Annotated in this window: 21 protein-coding genes; 19 read left to right on the plus strand and 2 right to left on the minus strand. The window is 68.0% G+C overall.

What is annotated here, in order from left to right; all coding sequences use genetic code 11:
• Positions 1-91: 91 nt before the first annotated feature.
• Positions 92-565: a MarR family winged helix-turn-helix transcriptional regulator gene (locus tag RKE40_RS07930; RefSeq protein WP_316017689.1), complete on the minus strand. Its 474-nt coding sequence runs from the start codon at positions 563-565 to the stop codon at positions 92-94.
• Positions 566-643: 78 nt separating this feature from the next.
• On the opposite strand from RKE40_RS07930, the gene RKE40_RS07935 reads away from it, so the two are divergent.
• The 7 genes from RKE40_RS07935 to RKE40_RS07965 all read left to right on the plus strand — a co-directional run bounded on the left by RKE40_RS07935 (position 644) and on the right by RKE40_RS07965 (position 5,059).
• The gene (locus tag RKE40_RS07935; protein WP_316017690.1) at positions 644-1,051 is read left to right on the plus strand and encodes a Rid family hydrolase; all 408 of its coding nucleotides are present in this window, start codon (positions 644-646) and stop codon (positions 1,049-1,051) included.
• The gene (locus RKE40_RS07940; RefSeq protein ID WP_316017691.1) at positions 1,035-2,114 is read left to right on the plus strand and encodes a TRAP transporter substrate-binding protein; all 1,080 of its coding nucleotides are present in this window, start codon (positions 1,035-1,037) and stop codon (positions 2,112-2,114) included. Before RKE40_RS07935 ends, RKE40_RS07940 begins: the two co-directional genes overlap by 17 nt.
• Before the next feature lie 46 nt (positions 2,115-2,160).
• Complete coding sequence (locus tag RKE40_RS07945; RefSeq protein ID WP_316017692.1) at positions 2,161-2,856, plus strand: aspartate/glutamate racemase family protein; 696 nt, start codon at positions 2,161-2,163, stop codon at positions 2,854-2,856.
• Between the two features lie 171 nt (positions 2,857-3,027).
• Complete coding sequence (locus RKE40_RS07950) at positions 3,028-3,327, plus strand: PepSY domain-containing protein (RefSeq protein WP_316017693.1); 300 nt, start codon at positions 3,028-3,030, stop codon at positions 3,325-3,327.
• 33 nt (positions 3,328-3,360) lie between these two features.
• Positions 3,361-3,897, plus strand: coding sequence for a general stress protein (locus RKE40_RS07955; RefSeq protein WP_316017694.1), 537 nt, complete (start codon positions 3,361-3,363; stop codon positions 3,895-3,897).
• A gap of 55 nt (positions 3,898-3,952) precedes the next feature.
• Positions 3,953-4,156: a CsbD family protein gene (locus RKE40_RS07960; RefSeq protein ID WP_066476002.1), complete on the plus strand. Its 204-nt coding sequence runs from the start codon at positions 3,953-3,955 to the stop codon at positions 4,154-4,156.
• A 777-nt stretch (positions 4,157-4,933) separates the two neighbouring features.
• Positions 4,934-5,059 (plus strand): hypothetical protein, encoded by a 126-nt coding sequence (locus RKE40_RS07965; RefSeq protein ID WP_282568049.1) that lies wholly within the window; start codon positions 4,934-4,936, stop codon positions 5,057-5,059.
• Positions 5,060-5,278: 219 nt separating this feature from the next.
• Here the strand turns inward: RKE40_RS07965 and RKE40_RS07970 are convergent, their stop codons facing one another.
• The gene (locus tag RKE40_RS07970; protein ID WP_316017695.1) at positions 5,279-5,647 is read right to left on the minus strand and encodes a hypothetical protein; all 369 of its coding nucleotides are present in this window, start codon (positions 5,645-5,647) and stop codon (positions 5,279-5,281) included.
• 347 nt (positions 5,648-5,994) lie between these two features.
• Between RKE40_RS07970 and RKE40_RS07975 the strand changes: the two genes are divergently transcribed.
• The 12 genes from RKE40_RS07975 to RKE40_RS08030 all read left to right on the plus strand — a co-directional run.
• A complete protein-coding gene (locus RKE40_RS07975; protein ID WP_316017696.1) occupies positions 5,995-6,879 on the plus strand; it encodes a MurR/RpiR family transcriptional regulator in 885 nt (294 codons plus the stop codon).
• A gap of 300 nt (positions 6,880-7,179) precedes the next feature.
• On the plus strand, positions 7,180-8,328 hold the full coding sequence (locus tag RKE40_RS07980) for a mandelate racemase/muconate lactonizing enzyme family protein (protein WP_316017697.1): 1,149 nt from the start codon (positions 7,180-7,182) through the stop codon (positions 8,326-8,328).
• Between the two features lie 16 nt (positions 8,329-8,344).
• The gene (locus RKE40_RS07985) at positions 8,345-9,103 is read left to right on the plus strand and encodes a creatininase family protein (RefSeq protein WP_316017698.1); all 759 of its coding nucleotides are present in this window, start codon (positions 8,345-8,347) and stop codon (positions 9,101-9,103) included.
• Between the two features lie 58 nt (positions 9,104-9,161).
• Positions 9,162-10,697 carry an ABC transporter substrate-binding protein gene (locus RKE40_RS07990; protein WP_316017699.1) on the plus strand — a complete coding sequence of 512 codons (1,536 nt, stop codon included), beginning with the start codon at positions 9,162-9,164 and terminating at the stop codon, positions 10,695-10,697.
• A gap of 267 nt (positions 10,698-10,964) precedes the next feature.
• Positions 10,965-11,906, plus strand: coding sequence for an ABC transporter permease (locus RKE40_RS07995; protein ID WP_316017700.1), 942 nt, complete (start codon positions 10,965-10,967; stop codon positions 11,904-11,906).
• Positions 11,906-12,766, plus strand: a complete 861-nt coding sequence (locus tag RKE40_RS08000; protein ID WP_316017701.1) for an ABC transporter permease — start codon at positions 11,906-11,908, stop codon at positions 12,764-12,766. Before RKE40_RS07995 ends, RKE40_RS08000 begins: the two co-directional genes overlap by 1 nt.
• 2 nt (positions 12,767-12,768) lie before the next feature.
• Entirely contained in the window at positions 12,769-13,815 is a 1,047-nt protein-coding gene (locus tag RKE40_RS08005; protein ID WP_316017702.1) for an ABC transporter ATP-binding protein, read from the plus strand.
• Positions 13,812-14,810 (plus strand): ABC transporter ATP-binding protein, encoded by a 999-nt coding sequence (locus tag RKE40_RS08010; protein WP_316017703.1) that lies wholly within the window; start codon positions 13,812-13,814, stop codon positions 14,808-14,810. Before RKE40_RS08005 ends, RKE40_RS08010 begins: the two co-directional genes overlap by 4 nt.
• A gap of 116 nt (positions 14,811-14,926) precedes the next feature.
• Complete coding sequence (locus RKE40_RS08015; RefSeq protein ID WP_316017704.1) at positions 14,927-15,193, plus strand: heavy-metal-associated domain-containing protein; 267 nt, start codon at positions 14,927-14,929, stop codon at positions 15,191-15,193.
• A gap of 71 nt (positions 15,194-15,264) precedes the next feature.
• Positions 15,265-17,628, plus strand: a complete 2,364-nt coding sequence (locus RKE40_RS08020; protein ID WP_316017705.1) for a heavy metal translocating P-type ATPase — start codon at positions 15,265-15,267, stop codon at positions 17,626-17,628.
• 187 nt (positions 17,629-17,815) lie between these two features.
• Positions 17,816-18,736, plus strand: coding sequence for a LytTR family transcriptional regulator DNA-binding domain-containing protein (locus RKE40_RS08025; protein WP_316017706.1), 921 nt, complete (start codon positions 17,816-17,818; stop codon positions 18,734-18,736).
• Positions 18,737-19,035: 299 nt separating this feature from the next.
• Positions 19,036-23,692, plus strand: a 4,657-nt coding sequence (locus RKE40_RS08030) for a beta strand repeat-containing protein (protein ID WP_390893284.1), incomplete at its 3' end; no start/stop codon positions are given.

The raw sequence follows: 23,692 nt of genomic DNA on the forward strand, positions 1-23,692 counted from the left end.
CCGTTGATAGGGGTGACGTTGTGTAAATTGCGTTATCGCCTGACCGAAAAGCGGAGCGGTCCCACTGTCGCCGACAGGCGGCGCCGTCGCTCTAGACGGTGGTGTCGAGCCAGTCGTCACTCCGGAAGATCAGCCGGGCGAGAAGCCCGTCCAGCGCTGCGCGATCGGCGGCCGAGGCCAAAGGCTCGAGCATCGGGCGCTCGCGCGCGACGAAATAGGCGACGACCTTCTCGCTCATCGCCTTGCCCTCCCCCGTCAGCGAGAGCAGCTCGATCTTGCGGTTCTGCTCGGCCGGCTCCTTCACGATCATGCCGAGCCGCAGCAGCTTGCCGACCGCCGGGCTGATGCTGTTGCGCGGCCGGCCGGTCATCTCCGCGATCTCGATGCCGCTCAGCGGCGCCATATGCGCCAGGCAGAACAGGATCGCGGCCTCGGCCCGGTTGAAGCCGAGATCGGCCTGCACCCGCGCATAGATCGCCCCCATCAGATAATTGGCCAGGAAGCTGATGCGATAGCCCGTGGTGATCGCATTGCCGGTGAGCATGGCCTTCGCAGAATCTCGCATCGCGCCCTGAATCCGATTGACAGGAATCTATGCCCGCTCTCTTATGTTCCGAACGGAACATAAGAGAGCGAGACGGTTGTGAGACAGCAGGTAGTCAGCGACGGGCCCTATGAAAAGCGGATCGGCTACTGCCGCGCGGTGCGCGTCGGCAACCATGCCGTCGTCGCCGGCACCACAGCCCTCGGCCCGGACGGCGTGATCGGGGCGAACGATGTCGAAATCCAGACCCGGGAAAGCCTGCGCAAGATCGCCGAAGCGCTAACGGCCTGCGGCATGAACGGGCTGGCGAACACGGTCCGCACCCGCATCTTCCTGCGCCATGCCGAAGACTGGGAGAAGGTCGGAAACATCCACGGCGAGTTCTTCGGGCAGATCCAGCCCGTCACGTCCTTTCTCGCCGGGATCACCTTCATCCACCCGGACATCCTGATCGAAATCGAAGCTGACGCAATTCTCGGGGGAGAAGAAGATGGCGTTCACGCGTAGGAGAATGCTGGCCGGGGCAGCCGCGGCCACGACGGTCGCGGCACCGGCCGTGGCGCAGCAATCCGGCGAGGTGCGCTGGCGCCTGGCCTCGAGCTTTCCGAAATCGCTGCCCATCCTGTTCAACGCCGCCGAGAACCTGGCACGCCGGGTCGATCAGCTGACCAAGGGGCGCTTCAAGATCCAGGTCTTCGCGGCCGGCGAGATCGTCGGCGGGCTCCAGGTGCTCGATGCGGTCGGCGCCGGCACCATCGAATGCGGCCACAGCGCCACCTTCTACTACACCGGCAAGGACAAGGCGCTCGCCTTCGACACCGGCCTGCCCTTCGGCCTCAACTCGCGCCAGCACATCGCCTGGATGATGCAGGGCGGCGGCCTCGAACTGCTGCGGCCGCTCTTCGCCCGCTTCGGCATCGTCCAGTTCCCGCTCGGCAACACCGGGTGCCAGATGGGCGGCTGGTTCCGCAAGGAGATCAATGGCGTCGCCGACCTCTCCGGCCTGAAGATGCGCATTCCCGGCATCGGCGGCGAGATCCTGTCGCGCATGGGCGTCGTGCCGCAAACCATCGCCGCCGGCGACATCTATTCCGCGCTGGAGCGCGGCACCATCGACGCGGTCGAATGGGTCGGCCCGGCCGATGACGAGCGCCTCGGCTTCCAGAAGGTTGCGCGCTACTATTACTCGCCGGGCTGGTGGGATTGCGGCCCGCAGATCAGCCTCTACATCAACGACAAGGCCTGGGCCGCCCTGCCCGACGATTTCAAGGCTGCGATCGAGACCGCGAGCGCCGAGTCGACCATGCTGATGCTCGCGCAATACGACACCCAGAACATGGCGGCGCTGCGCCGTCTGGTCGGCGCTGGCGTGCAGCTTCGCTCCTTCCCACGCGACGTCATGGAAGCCGCGTTCAAGGCGGCAGACGCCTATTATCGCGAGGAAGCGGCCCGCAATGCCGAGTTCCGGCGGATCTACGAGCCGTGGACGCGCTTCCGCGACGAGATCCAGCAATGGTTCCGCATCGCCGAGCTGAACTACGACGTCTTCGCGCATACGCAGAAGCGATGAGCGAGCTGAAGATCGGCGCCGGCGCCCGGCAGGGAACTGTCGCATCGTGAAGCCACTAGGCCTGCTCGGCGGCATGAGCTGGGAGAGCACGGCGGTCTATTACCGCCTGCTCAACGAGGGCGCGCGGGCCCGGCTCGGCGGGCTCCACTCCGCCCCGCTCCTGCTGCATTCCTTCGATTTCGCCGAGATCGCTCGCCTTCAGGCGGCCGGCGCCATGGCGGAACTTGCCGGGCTGATGACGGCTGCCGCACGCGGTCTGGAGCGGGCCGGCGCCGCCGGCCTGCTGATCTGCGCCAACACCATGCACAGCCTCGCCCCGGAGATCGAGGCGGCGGTCGGCATCCCTCTGATCCATCTTGTCGACACGACCGCACGCGCGATCGAGGCCGCGGGATGCAGTCGGCCGGCGCTGTTCGCCACGCGCTACACCATGGAGCAGGAATTCTATCGCCACCGGCTGGCGCGCAGCGGGCTGCTCTCCCCGGTAATTCCTGACGCGCGTGGGCGCCTGGCGATCAACGACATCATCTTCGAGGAGCTTTGCCGCGGCATCGTCCGCCCGCAATCGCGCCTGACCTGCCTGCGCGAGGTCGAGCGCATGCGCCCGCAAGCGATCGACAGCGTCATCCTCGGCTGCACCGAACTGACCCTGCTGCTCTCGCAGGGCGATTTCAGCCTGCCGGTCTTCGACACGACGAAGCTGCATGTCGCCGCCGCCCTGGATTTCGCTCTTCCCGGCTGAGCCAGGCCGCAGGCCGCCCCAATAAGCGCAGGCCTCGCATCCACCCGCCCGCGGCTTGGCTACTGAGCCGCGAGAACCTTCCTCGCATCTTCACTTTTTCGGGAACCATCGCGGCCGCTGCCGGTTTTATCGGCAGCGGACGAAATGCCGTTTACCCACAAGGAGATAATGATGCGGAACGTGGTTCTCACGTCGATTTTCTGCGCCTTGCTTTCGACAAGCGCGCTGGCGCAGACGTCGACCACATCGCCGACACCAGCCCCGAATGCACCGGCCGACGCCAATGCGCCGCTTCCGGGCGCCAACAGCTTCACCGAGGGCCAGGCCAAGAGCCGTCTCGAAGCCAATGGCTACTCGAATGTCGGCGGTCTCAAGAAGGACGACAACGGCGTCTGGAAGGGAACGGCCACCCATTCGGGCGCTCAGGTCAACGTATCGGTCGACTACCGCGGCAACATCACCCGCAACTGAGCGACCGTAATCGATATCGGGAGAAAATAAGACATGACCCAGACCATCACGCGATCCTACGACAACTATGAATCGGCTCGCATCGTCGTCGAGCAGCTCGAGGCCGCAGGCTTTTCGAGCTCCGAGATCAGCATTGTCGGTCGTCACGAGAAGACGGACGACAGCAACGCCGGAGAAGGCGCCGGCATCGGTGCGACGCTCGGCGGCGCTGCCGGCCTGCTCGCTGGCCTTGGCCTGATCGCGATTCCCGGCATTGGCCCGGTGGTTGCGGCCGGCTGGCTCGCCTCGACGGCGGCCGGCGCGGTGGCCGGCGGCGCGGCCGGCGGCATTGTCGGCGCCCTGACCAGCGCCGGCACCAGCGCTGACGACGCCAACTACTATGCCGAAACCGTGCGCCGCGGAGGCTCGGTGGTCTCGGTGCGGACCAGCGACGATCGCGCTCCGACCGCCGAGGCGATCATGGAGGGCGCGACGCCGATCGATCGCGACGAGCGCCTCGCCGAGTATCGCCAGAGCGGCTGGAGCCAATTCGACGAGAGGGCGGAGCCCTATCGCGGCCCGCTGATCTGACCGCTCTCCCGCGACAGCGGACACTCAACCCTCAACGCCTGACAGGAGAAATCCGATGGACTGGAACCGCGTCGAAGGAAACTGGAAGCAGCTCAAGGGCAAGGTCAAGGAGCAGTGGGGCAAGCTCACCGATGACGATCTCGATGTCATCGCAGGCAAGCGCGACCAGCTCGAAGGCAAGATCCAGGAGCGCTACGGCATCGAGAAGGACCGCGTGAAGACGGACGTCGATACCTGGTACAACCGCCAGACCTGGTAACCGAATGTCACGAGCCCCGCGCACTGCCCGTGCGGGGCTCGATCGAAGGCCCGCCGCCCGAAAGGACCGGCGGGCCGTTTGTTCGGCGCCGCGCCTGCCGGCTACTTGCTCCCGCGCCCTGCCCCCTCATCGTCCTTGCTCATCTGTGCCGATGGCTCGGCGCTATTTGCTTGCTCCGCCGCTCGGGCCGCCGCGGCGGCCTTGCGGGCGGCGCGCTTGCGCCTGTCGAGGCGGTCGAGGATTCGGGCTAGGCGCAGGGATGGGCGGCGCGACGACATGGACGTCTCCGATTGCGCGTTTTTGGGACAAAACGTTTCGAAACTGGACGGCATCGGCATAGTCGCCTTGCTCCGCGCAAATCACGCGCCACCATCAGCGCCTGCCCGGCATCAAACTCCTGCCCAACCACTGTGCTGGGCTGGCCGGGTTTCGAAACGGGAGAGCAAAATGCGACTGACCTTGGCCATACTCGCCCTGGCCCTCGGCGGATGCAGCGGCGCGCAGCAGCCACAAGGATCCACCCCTAATCTGACCGTCGGAACGGCGCAGTGCTCAAAGCACTCATGGGGAACATCGGCCATGGCCGAATGCCTGGATCGCGCCGCGGAGAGCCAGTCGGCGACCGCGACGGAAGCACGCTCGGGGGGCAATGGCTGAGCCCAACCTGCCCTTCGGGAAGGCCGAGACCCTGCCCAAAACCTTGTGCAGCGCAGCAAAAACCCCTATCTTTGGTGTGCCTGAAGCAACCCTCCCCCTAGATTATGAAAGGAGAGAACCATGCTCGAACGGCACGACTCGGACGGCGCACTCGACGCCGAACACGAGAACGACATCGAGACGACCGAACAGGACGACTCGGAAACGTTCTCGCCACGCGCCCATCAGGATGGGTTCTGGAGCTAGTACCGGACGCTTTCAAATGGCAGTGCCAGGCGTTGCCATCTGAAAGCAGTATCCGTCGATCATCGACGCCGGAGGCAGGACTGGAGTACGCAGGGCGACGCTATCGCCCGTCTGCCCTGCCTCGATAATTCCAATTGAGAAGAGGCGGAGGGCTGAATGGTCCTCCGCCACCTGGGAGATACGGCTCCTTCGGAGCAGTTGACCTGCGCGGCATATCGGTCAGCCGAGCCGCCTCGTGACGACCGTCAGCTCGCCCTCGTCGTTCACTTCGGCCAGCACCACATCGCGGGTCGAAAAGCCCTTGGCCTCGATGGCGGATTTCACCGCCGGAGCGGCCTCGATGGCCTTCTGAAGCTGTTGCAGCTCATTCGCCGTGCGGGTCGCCACAACCTGGTTCACCTGTGCCCGGGTCGCCTCGGGAAGCGCGTCGAGCTCCACCACATTGATCGACTTGATCGTCGGCGCGGTCGATGGCGTCTGCGGCGCTGTGGTAGGCGGCGCGCTCGCTGGCGGATCGGCCGGGCGGGTCTGGGCATTGGCGGCGCCCGCCAGCAAGAGCGCGGCACCGGCAGCGGCAATCGTGATCATTCGCATGGAGTTTCCTTCCATCGGTTGCGGATGAGTGCGCGATTAGACACCGGAAATGGGATGACGGGCTGAACCCAATCGGGTCATTTCGTGACCATCTCGCGGCGGGTGCGTGGCGAGCACTGAAACAACCGGCCCTCGCAGCATAACTGCTTGACCCCTTGGCTCTCGGCACCGCGCCCCTTGCCTGATTGCCCACCCGTCGAAATACTTAATGATCGACCGCCGCATCGCCGGAAGCGCCGCGCCCTCGGCGGGAAACTGTGGAATCAAGTGCGCCACGGATTTTCTTGGGTCCTGGCGAGAGATATCTGACGCCACCGCGGCGAGTGCCGGAAACTGGGACGATGCGCCACGTGAGCAGCCTGATCGACCGCATGCGGGTCGAAGCACCTGAGATGAACCGGGCCGAACGGAATGTCGCCGAGATCATTCTGGCGGATATCGACGGCGCAGCGCGGATCAGCACCAGGGACCTGGCGGCCCAGGCGCATGTCAGCGAGCCGACGGTGGTGCGCTTCGCCCGCCGCATGGGCTGCGACGGCTTCACCGATTTCAAGATCCGCCTGGCCCAGGAATATGCGATCGGCCGGATGTATCTCGCCGCCGAGCGCCAGCAGCCCGCCGACACCGGCAACGAGGTCGCCGAGCACGTCTACAACGCGACCGTGCAGGCGCTGTCGATGGCCTTCGCCCAGCATGATCCGCAAGCGATCGAGGCCGCCGTCGACCTGCTCGACAAGGGCCGCCGCGTCTTCTGCTTCGGCGTTGGCGGCAGCTCGGCCAATGTCGCGACCGAGGCCGAGAACCGGCTGTTCCGCCTCGACGTCGCAGCATCCTCGACAGCCGACCCCTATCAGCAGCGCGTCATGGCCGCGACCTGCGGACCCGACGACGTCCTCCTGATCTTCTCGGTCACCGGCAAGCCGCGCTCGCTGCTCGACAGCGCCGAGATCGCCCGCAGCCAGGGCGCAGGCGTCATTGCCGTCACCCACCCGCCGAGCCCGCTCGCCGAACTCGCCAGCGTGCTCGTGCCGCTGCAGGCCTTCGACGAGGAGAAGTTCTTCTACATGCCCAATCGCGGCCGCTACGGGCAGCTCTTCCTGCTCGACTGCATCGCGACCCTGCTCGGCGCCCGCCGCATGAAGGTCGTCTCGAAGAAGCTCTGGCGCGCCCGCGCGACGCTCATCGCCCTTCACGGCAGCACCGAGGGGCAGCCGATCGGCGACTGATCTCCTCGAAAGGTAATTTCGCTACATTGACGGACCAGCAGAGCCGGCCGGGACATACGGCGCGGCCTGACGACGCATAAGTCCATCTAGAATTATTCACGAAATCAGCCACTTGACTATTGAGAAGGTTGGCGAAAGCCGAAACGCCTCCTCCGCGCCCACGGGCGTTTCGTTCCTGTCGCGTGACGCCGGAAGGCGGCCGACTGTGCAAATCGCACTGGCTAGATTGACAGTAAATGTAATCCAGCTACATTCCCGGCCGCCGCGCCAAGCGCCAACGATGAGAAGACGAGCCGAGCCATGCAGCCAGCCGACGGAACGATCCTGTCCTTCCAGTTCGACGAGGTCATCGTCCCCGCCAATCCCGGCGTCATCAATTCGGAGAGCCTCGCCAAGCCGCTGCACATGCTGCCGGTCGGCGGCAAGGCGAGCTGGAGCGTGCAGTTCGACGAGCTGCCCAAGCTGATCGTCCGGATGAAGCTGAAGAACGGCGTCGTCGGCATCGGCGAATTCTATCGCGACCATGAATGGCCGCGCCTGGAGGCGATCTGCGCCAACCTGATCGGCCAGTCGATCTTCGATCTGCCGCTGCAGGACCTGCCGCTGCCGCTCTGCCGCGAATATGACGGCTTCGAATGCGCGATCTGGGACGCCTATGCCAAGACGCTGGGCGTGCCGATGCACCGCCTGCTCGGCGGCGCCATCCGCGACCGGGTCAATGTCAGCGCCTGGTCGAGCCATCGCACCCAGGATGAGGTCGGCCCCTGGGTGAAGCGCTATTTCGAGCAAGGCTACAAGGTCATCAAGTTCAAATGCGACCTCGAGGACGACGTCGCCGGCTGGTGCGCACAGATCAAGCAGTACGCGCCCGGCATGAAGGTGATCTTCGATCCCAACCAGCGCTGGGAGAACTCGGGCAATGCCCGCCCGATCATCCGTGAGCTGGAGAAGGTCGGCAACGTCCTGCTGCTCGAAGACCCGCTGCCGCGCTGGATGCTGCAGGATTTCGCGGAGCTGCGCCGCTTCTCCTCGATCCCGATCGTGCTGCACGTCTCGCTGCCCTATATCTACCAGGGCCAGCGCGCCCATGACGCGATCAACGCCATCGCCCATGGCGCCGTCGACGGCTTCAACTTCAATTGCGGCCTCGCCAAGTTCCAGACGCTCGACCACATCGCCTCGACCGCCGGCGTCTATTGCTGGCACGGCTCGGAGGTCGATCTCGGCATCCTCGAAGCGATGTATGTCCACCAGGCCGCCGCGGCGAAGAGCTGCGTCTGGCCGAGCGACATCTTCGGCCGGATGATCCGCAGCCACGACCTGCTCGCCAAGCCGCTCGCCTTCGAGCCGCCGCATGTGCGTATCCCCGATGACGGGCCGGGGCTCGGCATCACCCTCGACGAAGCCGCCATCGCCCGCTTCCGCGTCTCCGAACGCACGATCTCCTGAGAGCCGGACCAGAACCATGCGTTGGGAAACCCTCACGACGAACGAAGTCGCCGCGCTCGATCGCGACATCCCGGTCGTCCTGAACGTCGCCGCCATCGAGCAGCACGGCCCCCATCTGCCGCTCGAGACTGACGCCGTCATCGGCGATCATTTCCTGCAGGCGCTGGAAGCCAGGCTGGGGGATCGGGTCCTGATCCTGCCGCAGGTGAAGGTGTGCTGCTCCGAGCACCACATGGATTTCGCCGGGACGCTCAGCGTCCGCCACGAGACCTTCCTGGCCTATGTCGGGGATATCCTCGAAAGCGTCGTGCGCCACGGCTTCCGCAACATCGTGCTGTTCAACAGCCATGGCGGCAATCAGGCGATCGGCCAAGTGCTGCTTGAGACCTTCGGCACGAAGCATCGCGACTGCCGCGTCGCCTTCCTGACCTGGTGGCGCCTCGCCGCCAAGGAACTCGGCACGATCCGCGAGAGCAGCTTCGCCGGCGTCAACCATGCCTGCGAGTTCGAGACCTCGCTGATGCTGCTCGGTGCGCCCGCGAGCGTACGAACCGCGCTGGTCTCGGGGATGAGCTATGTCGGCACCCATGACTGGGCCAATGCCGACATGATCCTGCCGGCCCGCGGCGCCCTGTTCCGCTCCATGCACGAAATGTCCGGCGGCACCGGCGTCGTCGGCGACCCCTCGCTGGCGACGCGCGAGAAGGGCGAGCAGATCACTGCCGCGGTGGTCGAGCAGCTGGCCCATGTCGTGGAGACCATCCGCCGGCGCTGATGGGAAGCGCCGTTGATTTCAACACCGACTGACAAGAAACCACAGGGAGGAAGCTGAGATGTTGAAGAAATTGGCCCGCATCGGCGCGACCGCGCTCGCCGTCGCGGGATTGGGCGCCGCGGCGCCGGCTCTCGCCCAGCAGAAGGGCGGCGCGCTCAACGTCGCCACGATCGGCGAGCCCAACACGCTCGACCCGATGGTCGCCGCCGGCGACCTTCTGGGCATGATCACCCAGCATTTCTACGAGACGCTCTACACCTTCGACAAGAACTGGGCGCTGACCCCGCTCCTGGCCGAGGCGCTTCCGCAGATCAGCGACGGCGGCAAGGTCTACACCATCCCGTTGCGCCAGGGCGTCACCTTCCACAACGGCAAGGCGATGACCGCGCAGGACGTCGTCGCCTCGCTGAAGCGCTGGACCGAGCTCGCCTCGCGCGGCAAGCTCGTCGCCTCCAACATCGCCTCGATCGAGGCGGAGGGCGACAAGTCGGTCAAGATCACGCTGAAGGCCCCGTTCGCGCCGCTCACCGCGCTGCTCGCCTTCAACAACTCCGCGGCCGTGATCATGCCGGCCGACAAGATGGAGAACCCGATCAAGGAGGTGATCGGCACCGGGCCCTACCAGCTCAAGGAGCGCAAGCCCGACCAGTACATCCAGCTTGTCCGCTTCGACGACTACAAGCAGCGCCAGGGCGAGCCCGACGGCTTCGGCGGCGCCCGCAAGCAGTATCTCGACGAGATCCGCTTCGTGCCGGTTCCCGATGCCAACACCCGTGTCGAGGGCGCGCTTGCCGGCCAGTTCGACTTCGCCGACCTGATCCCGGTCGAGGCTTTCGATCGGCTGAAGGGCCAGGCCAAGACCGAGCCGTTGCTGATGCAGGGCTTCGGCTGGCCGATGTTCATCATGAACAACAAGCAGGGCATGATGACCAACCAGGACATGCGCAAGGCTGTCCAGGCTGCCCTGAATGCCGAGGACATGCTGGCTGCCGCCTTCGGCAAGCCGGAGTTCTACAAGGTCGACGGCGCCATGTACCCGGAAGGTTACACCTGGCGCAGCGATGCCGGCATCAAGGCCTACAACCAGGGCGACGCCGACAAGGCCAAGGCTCTGGCCAAGACCGCGAAGTATGACGGCGCGCCGATCCGGATCCTGACCAGCCGCCAATACGAGTTCCACTACAAGATGGCGCAGGTCGCGGCCGAATATCTCAAGGCCGCCGGCCTCAAGGTCGACCTGCAGGTCGTCGACTGGGCGACTTTGGTGCAGCGCCGCGCCGAGCCGGCCCTGTGGGATATCTTCATCACCCACAGCCCGTTCCTGGCCGAGCCCGCCCTGATCGCGCCGCTGCCCGACAGCTATCCCGGCTGGTGGGCGAGCGAGACCAAGAACAAGCTCCTCAACGCGCTCAACGCCGAAGCCGACGAGACGAAGCGCAAGGCGATCTTCGCCGATCTGCAGAAGCTGATCTTCGAAGAGGTGCCCTTCTACAAGGTCGGCGATTTCGCCGCCCTCAGCGCCAAGTCGCCGCGCCTGACCGGCTACACCGCCTCGCCCTGGCCGTACTTCTGGAACGCCTCGCTCAAGCCCTGAGCGATCATCAGGAAGCCAACTCCACGCGCTTCGGGAGCGGCCTCGGGCTGCTCCCGATCAAGCGCGTGTCATCCCGGGCGACCGTAGGGAGACCCGGGATCCATGCCGGAAACTCTTGCGGAAAGGCTCCGGCATGGATCCCGGATCTCCGCTTCGCTCCGTCCGGGATGACCAGAGTTTTTCGAACGCCGATGGGCAGAACACGCCTGCAACGGCGGCTGACCGGCGATGAACGCCGGGAAGCACAGAAGGGAAGATCGGCACGCGATGACGCGATATGTGATGCAGCGCATCCTCGGCATGCTGGCGGTGATGTTCACGGTCGTGACGATCGTCTTCATCATCGTCCGCATCGCCCCCGGCGACCCCGCTGCGGTGATGCTCGGCCCCGATGCGACGGCGGCCGACATCGCCGGCCTGCGCAGCCGGCTCGGGCTCGATCAGTCGCTGCCGACGCAATACGTGCTGTTCCTCGGCCAGCTCCTGCGCGGCGATCTCGGCCAGTCGATCTTCCTCAACATGCCGGTGCTGAGCGCGCTCGCCGAACGGGCCGAGCCGACCTTCTTCCTCACCCTGTTCTCGATCCTGATCGCCAGCGCCATCGCCCTGCCGGTCGGCATCCTCTCGGCCTATAAGCGCGGCTCGCTCTTCGACCAGCTCGCCACGACGTTCGCCATGTTCGCGGCGAGCATTCCGAGCTTCTGGCTCGGCCTGATCCTGATCCAGGTCTTCGCCGTGCGTTATGGCTGGATGCCGGCCTCCGGCTATGGCGGCCCGGACGCCTCCTTCCTCGAGCGGCTGCGCCATCTCGTCCTGCCGGCGCTCGCCCTCGGCATCGTCTCCTCGGCGCTGATCACCCGCTTCACCCGCGCCTCGATGCTCGACGTGCTCAACGACGACTATGTTCGCACCGCCCGCTCCAAGGGCATGGGCGAGTGGGGCGTGGTGATGAAGCACGCCCTCAAGAACGCGCTGATCCCGGTGCTGACCGTGATCGGCCTCACCGCGGCACTGCTGATCTCGGGCGCGGTCGTCACCGAGACGGTGTTCAGCCTGCCGGGCATCGGCAATCTCGTCGTCTCGGCCGTGCTGCGCCGCGACTATCCGGTCATCCAGGGCGCGCTGCTCGTCATCGCCGCCCTCTATGTGCTGATCAATTTCCTGATCGACATGCTCTATCTCGCGATCGACCCAAGGGTGCGCTACTGATGGCCGCCCCCTCTTCGCCCGCCGCCCGTCCGCGGCTCGCCAGCCTGATCCTGCAGCGCAAGACGCTGGTGATCGGCCTCGTCGTCCTCGCGATCATCGCCCTCCTCGCGATCCTCGCGCCGCTGATCGCGCCCTACTCGCCGAGCCGGCTTTCGGTGGTCAACCGGCTGAAGCCGCCTAGCGAGCGCTGGTTCTTCGGCACCGACGAGTTCGGCCGCGACATCTTCAGCCGCACCATCTATGCCGGCCAGCTCTCGCTGCTGGTCGGCGCGGCGGCGACCGCGCTCGCCGCCATCCTCGGCATCACGCTCGGCCTCGTTGCCGGCTTCTTCCGCCGGGCCGACGGCGTCATCGCCCGGATCATCGACGCGATGATGGCCTTCCCCGACATCCTGCTGGCCATCTCGCTGGTCGCGGCGCTCGGCCCCTCGCTCGCCACGGTCATCGTCGCGCTCGGCATCGTCTACGCGCCGCGCCTCGCCCGCATCGTGCGCGCCTCGACGCTGATCATCCGCGAGCTGCCCTATGTCGAGGCGGCCCGGGCGCTCGGCGTTCCGACCTGGCGGATCATGACCCGCCATGTCCTGCGCAACCTCGTCTCGCCGATCCTGGTCCAGGCCACCTTCATCTTCGCCTATGCGATGCTGGCAGAGGCGAGCCTGTCCTTCCTCGGCGTCGGCGTCAGCCCGGAGATCCCGACCTGGGGCACGATGATCGCCGGCGGCCGCCAGTACATCGGCCAGGCCGATTGGATGATGCTCTTCCCCGGCGCGGCGATCGTGCTCAGCGTGCTATCGCTGCAGCTGGTCGGCGATGGCCTGCGCGATCTGCTCGATCCGCGCCTGCGCAAGGACCTCTGACCATGGCGACCACGGAAATGGCACCCGTCGCCACGCGCGCGGCCGAGGACGATATCCTGCTCAGGGTCGAGGACCTGCAGACCCACTTCCTGATCGGCTCGAATGCGATCAAGTCGGTCGACGGCGTCAGCTTCTCGCTGCGCCGCGGCGAGACGCTCGCGGTGGTCGGCGAGTCCGGCTCCGGCAAGTCGGTGACCAGCCTGTCGATCATGCGGCTCCTCGCCCATCCCGGTAGCATCGTCGGCGGGCGCATCCTCTACCGGCTGCGCAGCGGCGCGGTCGTCGACCTCGCGCAGATGCCGTTGAAGCAGATGCGGGCCATTCGCGGCAGCGAGATCGCGATGATCTTCCAGGAGCCGATGACGAGCCTGAACCCGCTCTTCACCGTCGGCGACCAGATCATGGAAATGATCCTGCTGCACGAGAAGCTGTCGCGCAGCGAGGCACGGGCGCGGGCCAAGCGCATGCTCGAGCTGGTCGAGATCCCCGCGGCCGAGCGGCGCCTCGCGCAGTATCCGCACGAAATGTCGGGCGGCATGCGCCAGCGCGTGATGATCGCGCTCGCTCTGTCCTGCAATCCGGCCCTGCTGATCGCCGACGAGCCGACGACGGCGCTCGACGTCACCATCCAGGCGCAGATCCTCGACCTCTTGCGCCGGCTCCAGGCCGAGATCGGCATGAGCATCCTGTTCATCACCCATAATCTCGGCGTCGTCGCCGAGATCGCCCATGAGGTCGCGGTGATGTATGCCGGGCGCGTCGTCGAGCAGGGGCCGGTCGCCGGCGTCTTCGCGCGCCAGCGCCACCCCTATACGCGCGGCCTGCTCTCCTGCATTCCCGATGCGCGGCGCGACCGCGTTCCCGGCCAGGGGCGCCGCCTGCTCAACGCCATCCCCGGTAGCGTGCCGAGCCCTCTCGCTTTGCCGCCCGGCTGCACCTATGCGCCGCGCTGCCCGCTCGTCGAGGCGCGCTGCACTGAAGCCGTGCCGCCGCTGCTCGACGTCGCGGCCGCCCATCTCACCCGCTGCTGGAGGCACGACGCGCTGTGACGGCTGCAAGCACGACCGAAACCCTCGGCTCGGAAGCGCCACTGCTCTCCGTCCGCAATCTCCAGAAGGTCTTCTCGACCCGTGGCGGCGAGGTCCGGGCGGTCTCCGACGTCTCCTTCGAGGTCCGCCGCGGCAGCATCGTCGGCATCGTCGGCGAATCCGGCTCGGGCAAGACCACGGTCGGGCGCTGCATATTGCGCCTGGTCGAGCCCTCCGGCGGCGAGGCGGTGTTCGACGGCGTCGATCTGTTCGGCCTGCCGGAGAAAGCGCTGCGCGCCTATCGCCGGCGGCTGCAGATCATCTTCCAGGACCCCTATTCCAGCCTCAACCCGCGCATGCGCGTCGGCGAGATCATCGGCGAGGCGATCGACACGCATGGCCTCGCCAAGGGCAAGGCGCGCGAGGCGCGGATCGCCGAGCTGCTCGGCCGGGTCGGCCTCAATGCCGAGCATGCTCGGCGCTACCCGCATGAATTCTCCGGCGGCCAGCGCCAGCGCATCGGCATCGCCCGGGCACTCGCGGTCGAGCCCGAGCTGATCATCGCCGACGAGCCGGTCTCGGCGCTCGACGTCTCGGTGCAGGCGCAGGTGCTCAACCTGATCCAGGAACTGCAGCGCGAGCTCGGCCTGACCATGGTCTTCATCAGCCATGACCTCTCGGTGGTCGAGTATCTCTGCGACGACATCGTCGTGCTCTATCTCGGGCGGATCATGGAGAAGGGCCCGGCGCAGGAGGTCTACGCCAATCCGCGCCATCCCTACACCAAGGTGCTGCTCTCGGCAGCGCCGGTGCCAGACCCGAGCGTCAAGCGCGAACGCGTCATCCTGAAGGGCGACATCCCGAGCCCGCTGAACCCGCCCTCGGGCTGCGTCTTTCGCACGCGCTGCCCGCACGTGATCGACGCCTGCGCCAGCGCGATCCCTACGATCGAGGACGTCGGCTCCGGCCACAGCGTCGCCTGCATCCGCCAGAAGGAGCTCGCCGGTACGGCTTGACGCAGGCTCGGCGGCGAGCAGACCCGCTCGTCGCCCTTTGGCGTGCGCAGAAGGCCTTGACCTTACCACTGTGGGAAGGTGCAGGCTGCTGCCATCGTCAACCAGGACATCGAGTCATGAGCTGCTGCCAGCCACGTTCCCAGACTGCCGCGACCACCGCGGCACCGCCCGAAGGCGCGATCAGCTTTCGCGTCGACGACATGACCTGCGGCCATTGCGCCGGCACCATCAAGACCGCGATCGAGAGCAAGCTGCCGGGGACGTCCGTCGACGCCGACCCTGCATCCAAGCTGGTCAGCGTCCGCGGCGGCGCTGACTTTTCGGCGCTCAAGTCGATCGTCACCGCCGCCGGCTACACGCCCGGCCCGCAGCTAGTCCGCTGAAAAGCACGCGCAGCCGGCGGGCATCCCGCCGGCTGCGCATCGCGGCGCTGCGGGAAAGGGGAGAAGGCACGATGGCTGATCACCAGCATCACGGACATCACGAGCACGGTCACCATCACGGCCATGGCCACGCCACGCCGGACAGCGTCAAGGATCCGGTCTGCGGCATGACCGTCGATCCCGCGACGGCAAAATACAGCGCCTCCCATGCCGGCAAGCGCTACTTCTTCTGCTCCGATGGCTGCCGCGGCAAGTTCGAGGCCAAGCCGGCCGCCTATGCCGAGGGCGCGACGTCGAAGCCCGCGGCGCCGGCGCCCGAGGGCACGATCTATACCTGCCCGATGCATCCGCAGATCCGCCAGCCCGCCCCGGGCAGCTGCCCGATCTGCGGCATGGCGCTCGAGCCGGAGATGCCGACTGCCGACCAGGGGCCGAGCCACGAGCTCGTCGACATGACCCGGCGCTTCTGGGTCGGCCTCGTCCTGACGCTGCCGGTCTTCGTGCTCGAAATGGGCGGCCATCTCATCGGCCTGCACAGCCTGATCGCGCCGCAGAACTCCAACTGGCTGCAATTTGTCCTGGCGACGCCCGTCGTGCTTTGGGCGGGCTGGCCCTTCTTCGAGCGCGCCTTCGCATCGCTCGTCAATCGCAGCCTGAACATGTTCACGCTGATCGCCATGGGCACGGGCGTCGCCTGGATCTACAGCGTGATCGCGACCTTCGCCCCCGGCATTTTCCCACCGACATTGCGCGCCGCCGACGGCTCGGTCGCCGTCTATTTCGAGGCCGCCGCCGTCATCACCGTGCTGGTGCTGCTCGGCCAGGTGCTGGAGCTCAGGGCCCGCGAGCAGACCGGCGGCGCGATCCGCGCCTTGCTCGACCTCGTGCCGAAGACCGCACGCCGCGTGCGCGAGGATGGCGAGGACGAGGACATCCCGCTCGAATCCGTCCATGTCGGCGACCGCCTGCGCGTCCGCCCGGGTGAGACTGTGCCGGTCGATGGCGAACTCATCGAAGGCCGCAGCTCGCTCGACGAATCCATGGTCACCGGCGAATCCATGCCGGTCACCAAGGAGGTCGGCGCGGCGCTGATCGGCGGCACGCTCAACCGCACCGGCGGCTTCATCATGCGCGCCGGCAAGGTCGGCAGCGACACCATGCTCGCCCGGATCGTCAAAATGGTCGCCGACGCGCAGCGCTCGCGCGCGCCGATCCAGCGGCTGGCCGACCAGGTCTCCGGCTGGTTCGTCCCGCTCGTCATCGTCATCGCCATCGCGGCCTTCGCCGCCTGGATGATGTTCGGCCCGGAGCCCCGCCTCGCCCACGCCCTCATCGCCGCGGTCGCGGTGCTGATCATCGCCTGTCCCTGCGCGCTCGGCCTCGCGACGCCGATGTCGATCATGGTCGGGGTCGGGCGCGGCGCCGGCCTCGGCGTGCTGATCAAGAATGCGGAGGCGCTCGAGCGCTTCGAGAAGGTCGACACGCTGGTCGTCGACAAGACCGGCACGCTGACCGAGGGCCAGCCCCGGCTGATCGCCATGCGAACGGCAGGCGGCATCGACCAGAACGAGCTGCTGCGGCTCGCCGCCTCGCTCGAGCGCGCGAGCGAGCATCCGCTCGCGAATGCAATCGTCGAGGCCGCCAAGGAGCGCGGCCTCGCCCTCGCCGAAGCCCGGGATTTCGACAGCCCGGTCGGCAAGGGCGTGACCGGCAGCGTCGAAGGCCGCGCGCTGGTCATAGGCAGCCACCGGATCATGGGCGAGCTCGGCATCGACTTCTCCGCCCTGTCCGCCGAGGCGGAAACCCTGCGCGGCGAAGGCGGCACGGTGATCTTCGTCGCCATCGACGGCAAGATCGCCGGCCTCTTGGCGATCGCCGATCCGATCAAGCAGACCACACCGGCTGCGATCCGCGCGCTCCGCGACGCCGGCATCCGCGTGGTCATGCTGACCGGCGACAACCGCACGACGGCGCAGGCCGTGGCGCGCCAGCTCGGCATCGACGAGGTCGAGGCAGAGGTGCTGCCGGAGGAGAAGAGCGCCGTGGTCGACAAGTTGCGCGCCCAGGGACGGGTCGTCGCGATGGCCGGCGACGGCGTCAACGACGCCCCGGCGCTGGCCGCCGCCGATGTCGGCGTCGCCATGGGCACCGGAACCGATGTCGCGATCGAGAGCGCCGGCGTCACCCTGGTCAAGGGCGACCTGCAGGGCATCGTGCGCGGGCTCCAGCTCAGCCGCGCGACGATGAGCAATATCCGGCAGAACCTGTTCTTCGCCTTCATCTACAACGCCGCCGGCGTCCCCGTCGCAGCGGGCCTGCTCTATCCGTTCTTCGGCATCCTGCTCTCGCCGATCATCGCTGCGGCGGCGATGGCGCTGTCCTCGGTCAGCGTGATCGGCAACGCGCTGCGCCTGCGCGTCACCGCGCTCGACTGATCGCGAGCTGATTTCAGGCGGAGCAGCCGTCTACTCGCGGGCTCGGAGGAAACTCCGGGCCCGCATCGCTTGATGGCGAAGGCGCCAGCCCGACTCGCCCGCGACTGGCGCTTTTTCGTGCCGTCTCCACCGCCGCCCCGCCTTGCCAAGCGATGACGCGCGCGCTTGACTGCCGCGCTCCCGAGCGGTGACCAGCTTGACCTCCAGCTACCAGACACTGGCGCGCGACGAGCTCGCAGACTTGACGGCACCGGACTGGGCCTTCCGATCCGCCCTGCATCTGCTGGCGCAGCCGGTCGATGCCGCGATCTCCTCGTTGCTGGAGGAGCTCGGGCACAAAGCGGCGGCCGACCGGGCCTGGATGTTCGAATACGACGCCGAGCTGCTGCGCTTCCGCAATACGCATGAATGGTGCCGCCCGGGCGTGGCCTCCTTCGTCGAGGATCTGCAGGGCGCCCCGGTCACCATGATTGCCTGGCTGCAGCAATTCCTGGCAGCCGGAAGGGCGGTGATGATCGACCGCGTCGAAGCCCTGCCGCGGGCGGCGCGGGTGCTGCAGGTCGAGATGTTGCGGCAGGGCGACAAGAGCGTGCTGTCGGTCCCGGTCTTCCATGACGGATGCTTGCGCGCCTGCATCGGCCTTGATGCGGTCAGGGCGCAGCATCGCTGGCCAGGCGCCGAGGTGAAGGGGCTTTTCCAGTGCGCCGACCTGATCGCGAGCGCGCGTTATGGCCGCAATGACGCGGCACAGCCCGGCGCGGGCAAGCCGGATTTCGAGCCGCTGATCTATCTGCGCAAGCGCGGCGGCGCGCAGGGCGTGAAGGCGAGCCTGATCGTCGGCCTGCGGGCGGCGCGCAACTACACCGAGGTCTGGCTCGCAGACGGGTCCTCGGTGCTCGACCTGCGCCCGCTCGCGCTCTGGCTGGCGCTCGTCCCGCAGGCCTCGTTCCTGCGCATCCACCGCACGGCGTTGGTCAACCTGCTTCATGTCCAGGATGTCGAGCGACCCTCCGGCGACCGCTGGCAGGTGAAGCTGCGCGCGCTCGACCGCGCCTGGCCGGTGTCGCGTCCTCATCGTCAGGAACTGCGTTCGCGCCTCGGCATCTAACCCTCGCGCCGGCAGCCGGAGCGTTCCGGCACGGAATTCGTTTACGATGTTTCGCGCCCTTACGCCGTTCGTCCACCCCACATGTCGATTGGTCCGCTCGCAATTGCCAACCGCCCGAACTGTGGGACCATTCCGGGAGCGTGGCGACGCAACGACGATTCGGGGCTGGGCCTATGAGACAGGGCGGGATTGCAGGCCGCGCCGCAAGGCGCAGCGAGAGCCTTTCCCATGCCCGCTCGCGTGCAGTGGAATTTTGCCTTTCGGTTTCCCATCTCGCGCTTTCGGCCCTGATCGGCTCGTTGAGCCTGGGGGCCGCGATCACTCCGGCGCGGGCGGACTGCCCCGCCCTGCCCAGCGGGTTCTGCTTCAACATCTCCGGCGCCGGCGGCTTCGACGGCCATAGCGGCAACGACTATCTCGGCGGCGACGGGCAATGGGGCGACTACGGAAGCAGCGGAAACGTCACCCTGCCTTCTACCGTCCACGCCAACGGATCGGCCGCCGCGACGATAGCGAGCAATGGCGGCGACGGTGGCTGGGGCGACCGCTCCCGCCCGAGCTATGGCTGGGGCGGCAATGGCGGGTCGGCCGGCGGGCTGCACGTCAACGGGACCCGTACGAGCGTCATCAACAATGCCGGCTACGGCATCGACATCTGGGCGCGCGGCGGCAATGGCGGCCCTTCGGCGATCAATGCGGCAGAGAACGACTATGACGGGCGCGACCGCGGCTATGGCGCCGCGGGCGGTGTCGTCGTCGTCGATCTCAGCGGCATCACCACGGCGACGCAGGCGAGCGGCGTCAAGGTGAACGTGCGCGGCGGCGACGGCGCCAACGGCGCGATCCGGCCGGCCGCTCACAATCCGCGCGGCGGAGCCGGCGGCAATGGCGGGCAGATCATCGCCAATATCTCCGGCAACCTGACCACGACCGGAGCCGGCGGCGACGGCGCGATCACCTTGAGCGCCAATGGCGGCGCTGCCGGCAACGGTGCGGGGGATGGCGGCGGCGCCTGGCCGCGGAGCGGCGGCGACGGCGGGCTGGGTGGCACGATCGGCCTGAACTTCTCCGGCACGATACAATCGCGGCGCTACGGCATCTATGCCGAAAGCCGCGGCGGCGCGGGCGGGAGCGCCGCGCAAGACAGCAATGGCGACGACTACCAGACGCCGGGCGGCTACGGCAGCGCGGGCGGCAACATCGCGCTCAGCCTCGGGCAAGGCCTGATCACCGTCACGGCGGACGGCGTCGACGCCGTATTCGCGACGAGCACCGGCGGCAGTGGCGGCCATGGCGGATCGAGCCATCCCGGCAATCCACACACCGGCAAGGCCGGTGGCAATGGCGGCTCGAGCGGCAGCATCACCATCGACAGTGCCATCGGCATCGAAACGCATGGCACCAACTCGGTCGGCATCGACGCGATCGTCGCCGGCGGCATAGGCGGCGCCGGCGGCTCGGATTCCGGCATCATCTACTCGAAGGGCGGTGCCGGCGGTCGCGGCGGCGCCGAAGAAGACCTGCGGATCATCAATCGCGGCGCGATCTCGACCTTCGGCATCGGCTCGCACGGCATCGTGGCGCAGAGCCTCGGCGGTGGCGGCGCTTCCGCCGGCAGCGCGAGCGGCGGCTTCGTCTCGATCGGTGGCAAGGGCGGCAATGCCGGAAGCGGCGGCACGGTCTCGCTGACCAACAGCGCACTGGTCCGAACGGCGCAGGGCGAGCTCGTCGGCATCCGGACCAGCGGCGACGGCGCCAACGCCCTCATGGCCTTGAGCATCGGCGGCGGTGGCGGCCTAGGCGGCGGCTCGCTCGCGACGCCGGGCGTCCCTTATGGCGTCGGCGTCAGTCTCGGCGGCGATGGCGGCGCGGCCGGCGATGGCGGCGCCGTCACGGTCCGGAACTCCGGCGATCTGACGACGCTCGGGCACGATGCGGCCGGCATCGTGGCGCACAGCATCGGCGGCGGCGGCGGCAATGCCAACCAGGCGCGGCTGATCGGCGTCAGCTTCGTCAACGTCGCCATCGGCGGCAAGGGCGGTGCCGCCGGCAATGGCGGCGAGGTCCGGGTCTCCAACATCGACCAGACCATCCTGACGAAGGGCGCCGGCAGCACCGGTATCGACGCCAAGTCGATTGGCGGCGGCGGCGGCAATGCCGGCGGCACCTACACATTCTCCGTCAACGTGTTCCCGGTCGTCAGCGTCGGCGTCGGCGGCGACGCCGCGCGCGGCAGCGGTACCGGCAATGGCGGCGCCGTGACGGTCGAGAACGAAGGCGACATCAGGACCGAAGGCACGAAGGCGAGCGCGATCCTGGCGCACAGCATCGGCGGCGCCGGGGGCAAGGGCGGCCCCGCCGAGATGACCGCAGTGGGGGCGCTGGTGAATGTCGCGACGGCGGTCGGCGGCCTGGGCGGTGGCGGCGGCTCCGGCGGCTCTGTCACGGTGACCAATGGCCCGTTCGGCACCATCGCGACGCGCGGCACCGCAAGCCTCGGCATCGACGCCCAATCGATCGGCGGCGGCGGGGGCGCGGGCGGAGCCGCAACCTCGAACCAGCTCACGATCGGCGTTGCGCCGCCCAACTACCCCTCGGGCCTCGGCGTGAACACGGTGGTCGGCGGTGCAGGCGGCTCGGGCGGCGCAGGTGGCCTCGTCACCGTCACCAACAATGCGACGATCGCCACCGCCGGCGACAATGCCGCCGGCATCTTCGCCAACAGCGTCGGTGGCGGCGGCGGCTCCGGCGGCTCGGCGATTTCCCGAAGCGTGCTGCTGGCGACCGGAGCCTCGCTCGCCGTCTCGACTGCCGTGGGTGGACGCGGCGGCGCCGGCGGCAATGGCGGTCAGGTCACCGTCTCGAATGTCGTGCATGAACAGGGCGACGAGCCGCCGGCGATCGAGACGCGGGGCACGAGCGCTGCGGGCATTTCCGCCCTGAGCGTCGGCGGCGGTGGCGGCTCGGGCGGCAACACGATGAGCGTGGTCACGCTCGGCTCGCTGCCGCCGACGGGGCTCGACCCGAGCGCCGCGACCAAGATCACCGGCAATTTCAGCGTGGCTGTCGGCGGAACCGGCGGCAGCGGCGGCCAGGGCGGCAGCGTCACCGTGACCAATGCCGGCAGCATCGTCACGCATGGCGATGCGTCCTACGGCGTGCAGGCGCAAAGCACCGGCGGCGGCGGCGGCTCCGGCGGCAACGCCGCAGGGCTCGCATCGTCGCTCCCCACTCTTAGCGGCGCGGTGAACATCGGCGGCAAGGGCGGCTCGGGCAATCTCGGTGGCGCCGTCACGGTCACGAACGGCGGAACGATCACGACCGGCGGCGTCGATGCCACCGCGATCTTCGCGCAGAGCATCGGCGGCGGTGGCGGCTCCGGTGGCAATGCGGAGCGCCTCACCGGCGACACCTTCAACTCGCTGGTCGGCGATGCCAGCGCGCTCGGCAAGCTCGTCACCTTCCTGCGAAAACTTGGCTCGGAAGGCTGGGACAACCCCGACTTCACGCCGAGCGTCAACGCCTCCGTCTCGGTCGGCGGCAGCGGTGGCAGCGGCAATCATGGCGGCACGGTCAGCGTCTCCAGCACAGGGCCGGTGACGACGAGCGGCGCGGGTTCCGCCGGCATCGTGGCACAGAGTGTCGGCGGCGGCGGCGGCAAGGGCGGCCATGCCTATGCCGGCATGCAGGCCGCCTATCTGACGGCCCTGAACGACACCCTGGCCCGGTTCCTGGGCAATGCCAGCAGCTACAAGAAATTCTCGCTGTCGGTCGGCGCGAATATCGGCGTCGGCGGCTCGGGAGGCGCCGGCGGCGATGGCGGCGCTGTCACGGTGAGCAACAGCGGAGCGATCGCGACCTCTGGCCACGCTGCGGCGGGCATGATCGCCCAGAGCATCGGCGGCGGCGGTGGCAATGGCGGCGGCTTCGGCAAGGAGAACGGCGATCTCGACGCCTCGCCGGAAGGGTCGGCGATGCTCGACGTTCTCCGCAACATCCTGCCGTTCAAGCTCTCCGCTACCACCAACGTCAATATCGGCGGCTCCGGCGGCGCTGCCGGAACGGGCGGAACCGTCACGGTCACCAACGGCGCCGGCGGCAGCATTTCCACCAAGGGCGATGCGTCCGACGGCATCCTCGCCCACAGCATCGGCGGCGGCGGCGGCAATGGCGCGCACGCCGCGCCGACGCTGGCCGGAGCGACCCTCAACCTCAGCTTCCAGCACGGCGGCAAGGGCGGCGGCGGTGGGGCCGGCGGCCTGGTCACGGTCGCCAATGCCGGCACCATCACCACCGGCGGGGCGGGCTCTTCCGGCATTCTCGCGCAGAGTATCGGCGGCGGCGGCGGCAAGAGCGCCGAGATCTTCGGTGGCGGCGGTAATGCCCTGACCGGAAGCCTCGGCGGCAGCGGCGAGGTCAGGATGGGCGCGGACGGCGCCACCGGCGCCGGCGGCGACGTCACGGTCACGACATCAGGCAGCATCGCGACACGCGGGCCCCTGTCGCATGGCATCCTGTCGCAGAGCATTTCGAATGGTGGCGGCGCTCATCTGTTCGTGCTGCCCAAGACCTCCGACGCCCCGGCCCTCGCGCCGACCTACGCGCTGGGCGCGACCGGCGGCTCGGGCACGTCCCATGGCGGCACCGTGACGAACGATATCGCGGGCACGATCACCACGCGGGGCGCCGCCTCCTTCGGCGTGCTCGCCCAGAGCATCGGCAATGGCGGTGGCTATGCCGTCGCGGCCGCCGGCGACGGGCTTCTCGATACGCCGACCAAGGCGACGCTGGGCGCGAGCGCCGGCGCCAGGGGCGATGGCGGCGCGGTCGGAGTCACGCTCGCAACCGGCGGCCTCGTCGCCACGCAAGGGCGCAACGCGGTCGGTATCCTCGCCCAGAGCATCGGCGGTGGCGGCGGCGTGACCGCCCTCACCGCCGCGCCCGGCCTGATCACGC

Origin of the sequence: Allobosea rubneri, assembly GCF_032464875.1 — a bacterium.
In the GTDB taxonomy this organism is placed as follows: domain Bacteria; phylum Pseudomonadota; class Alphaproteobacteria; order Rhizobiales; family Beijerinckiaceae; genus Allobosea; species Allobosea rubneri.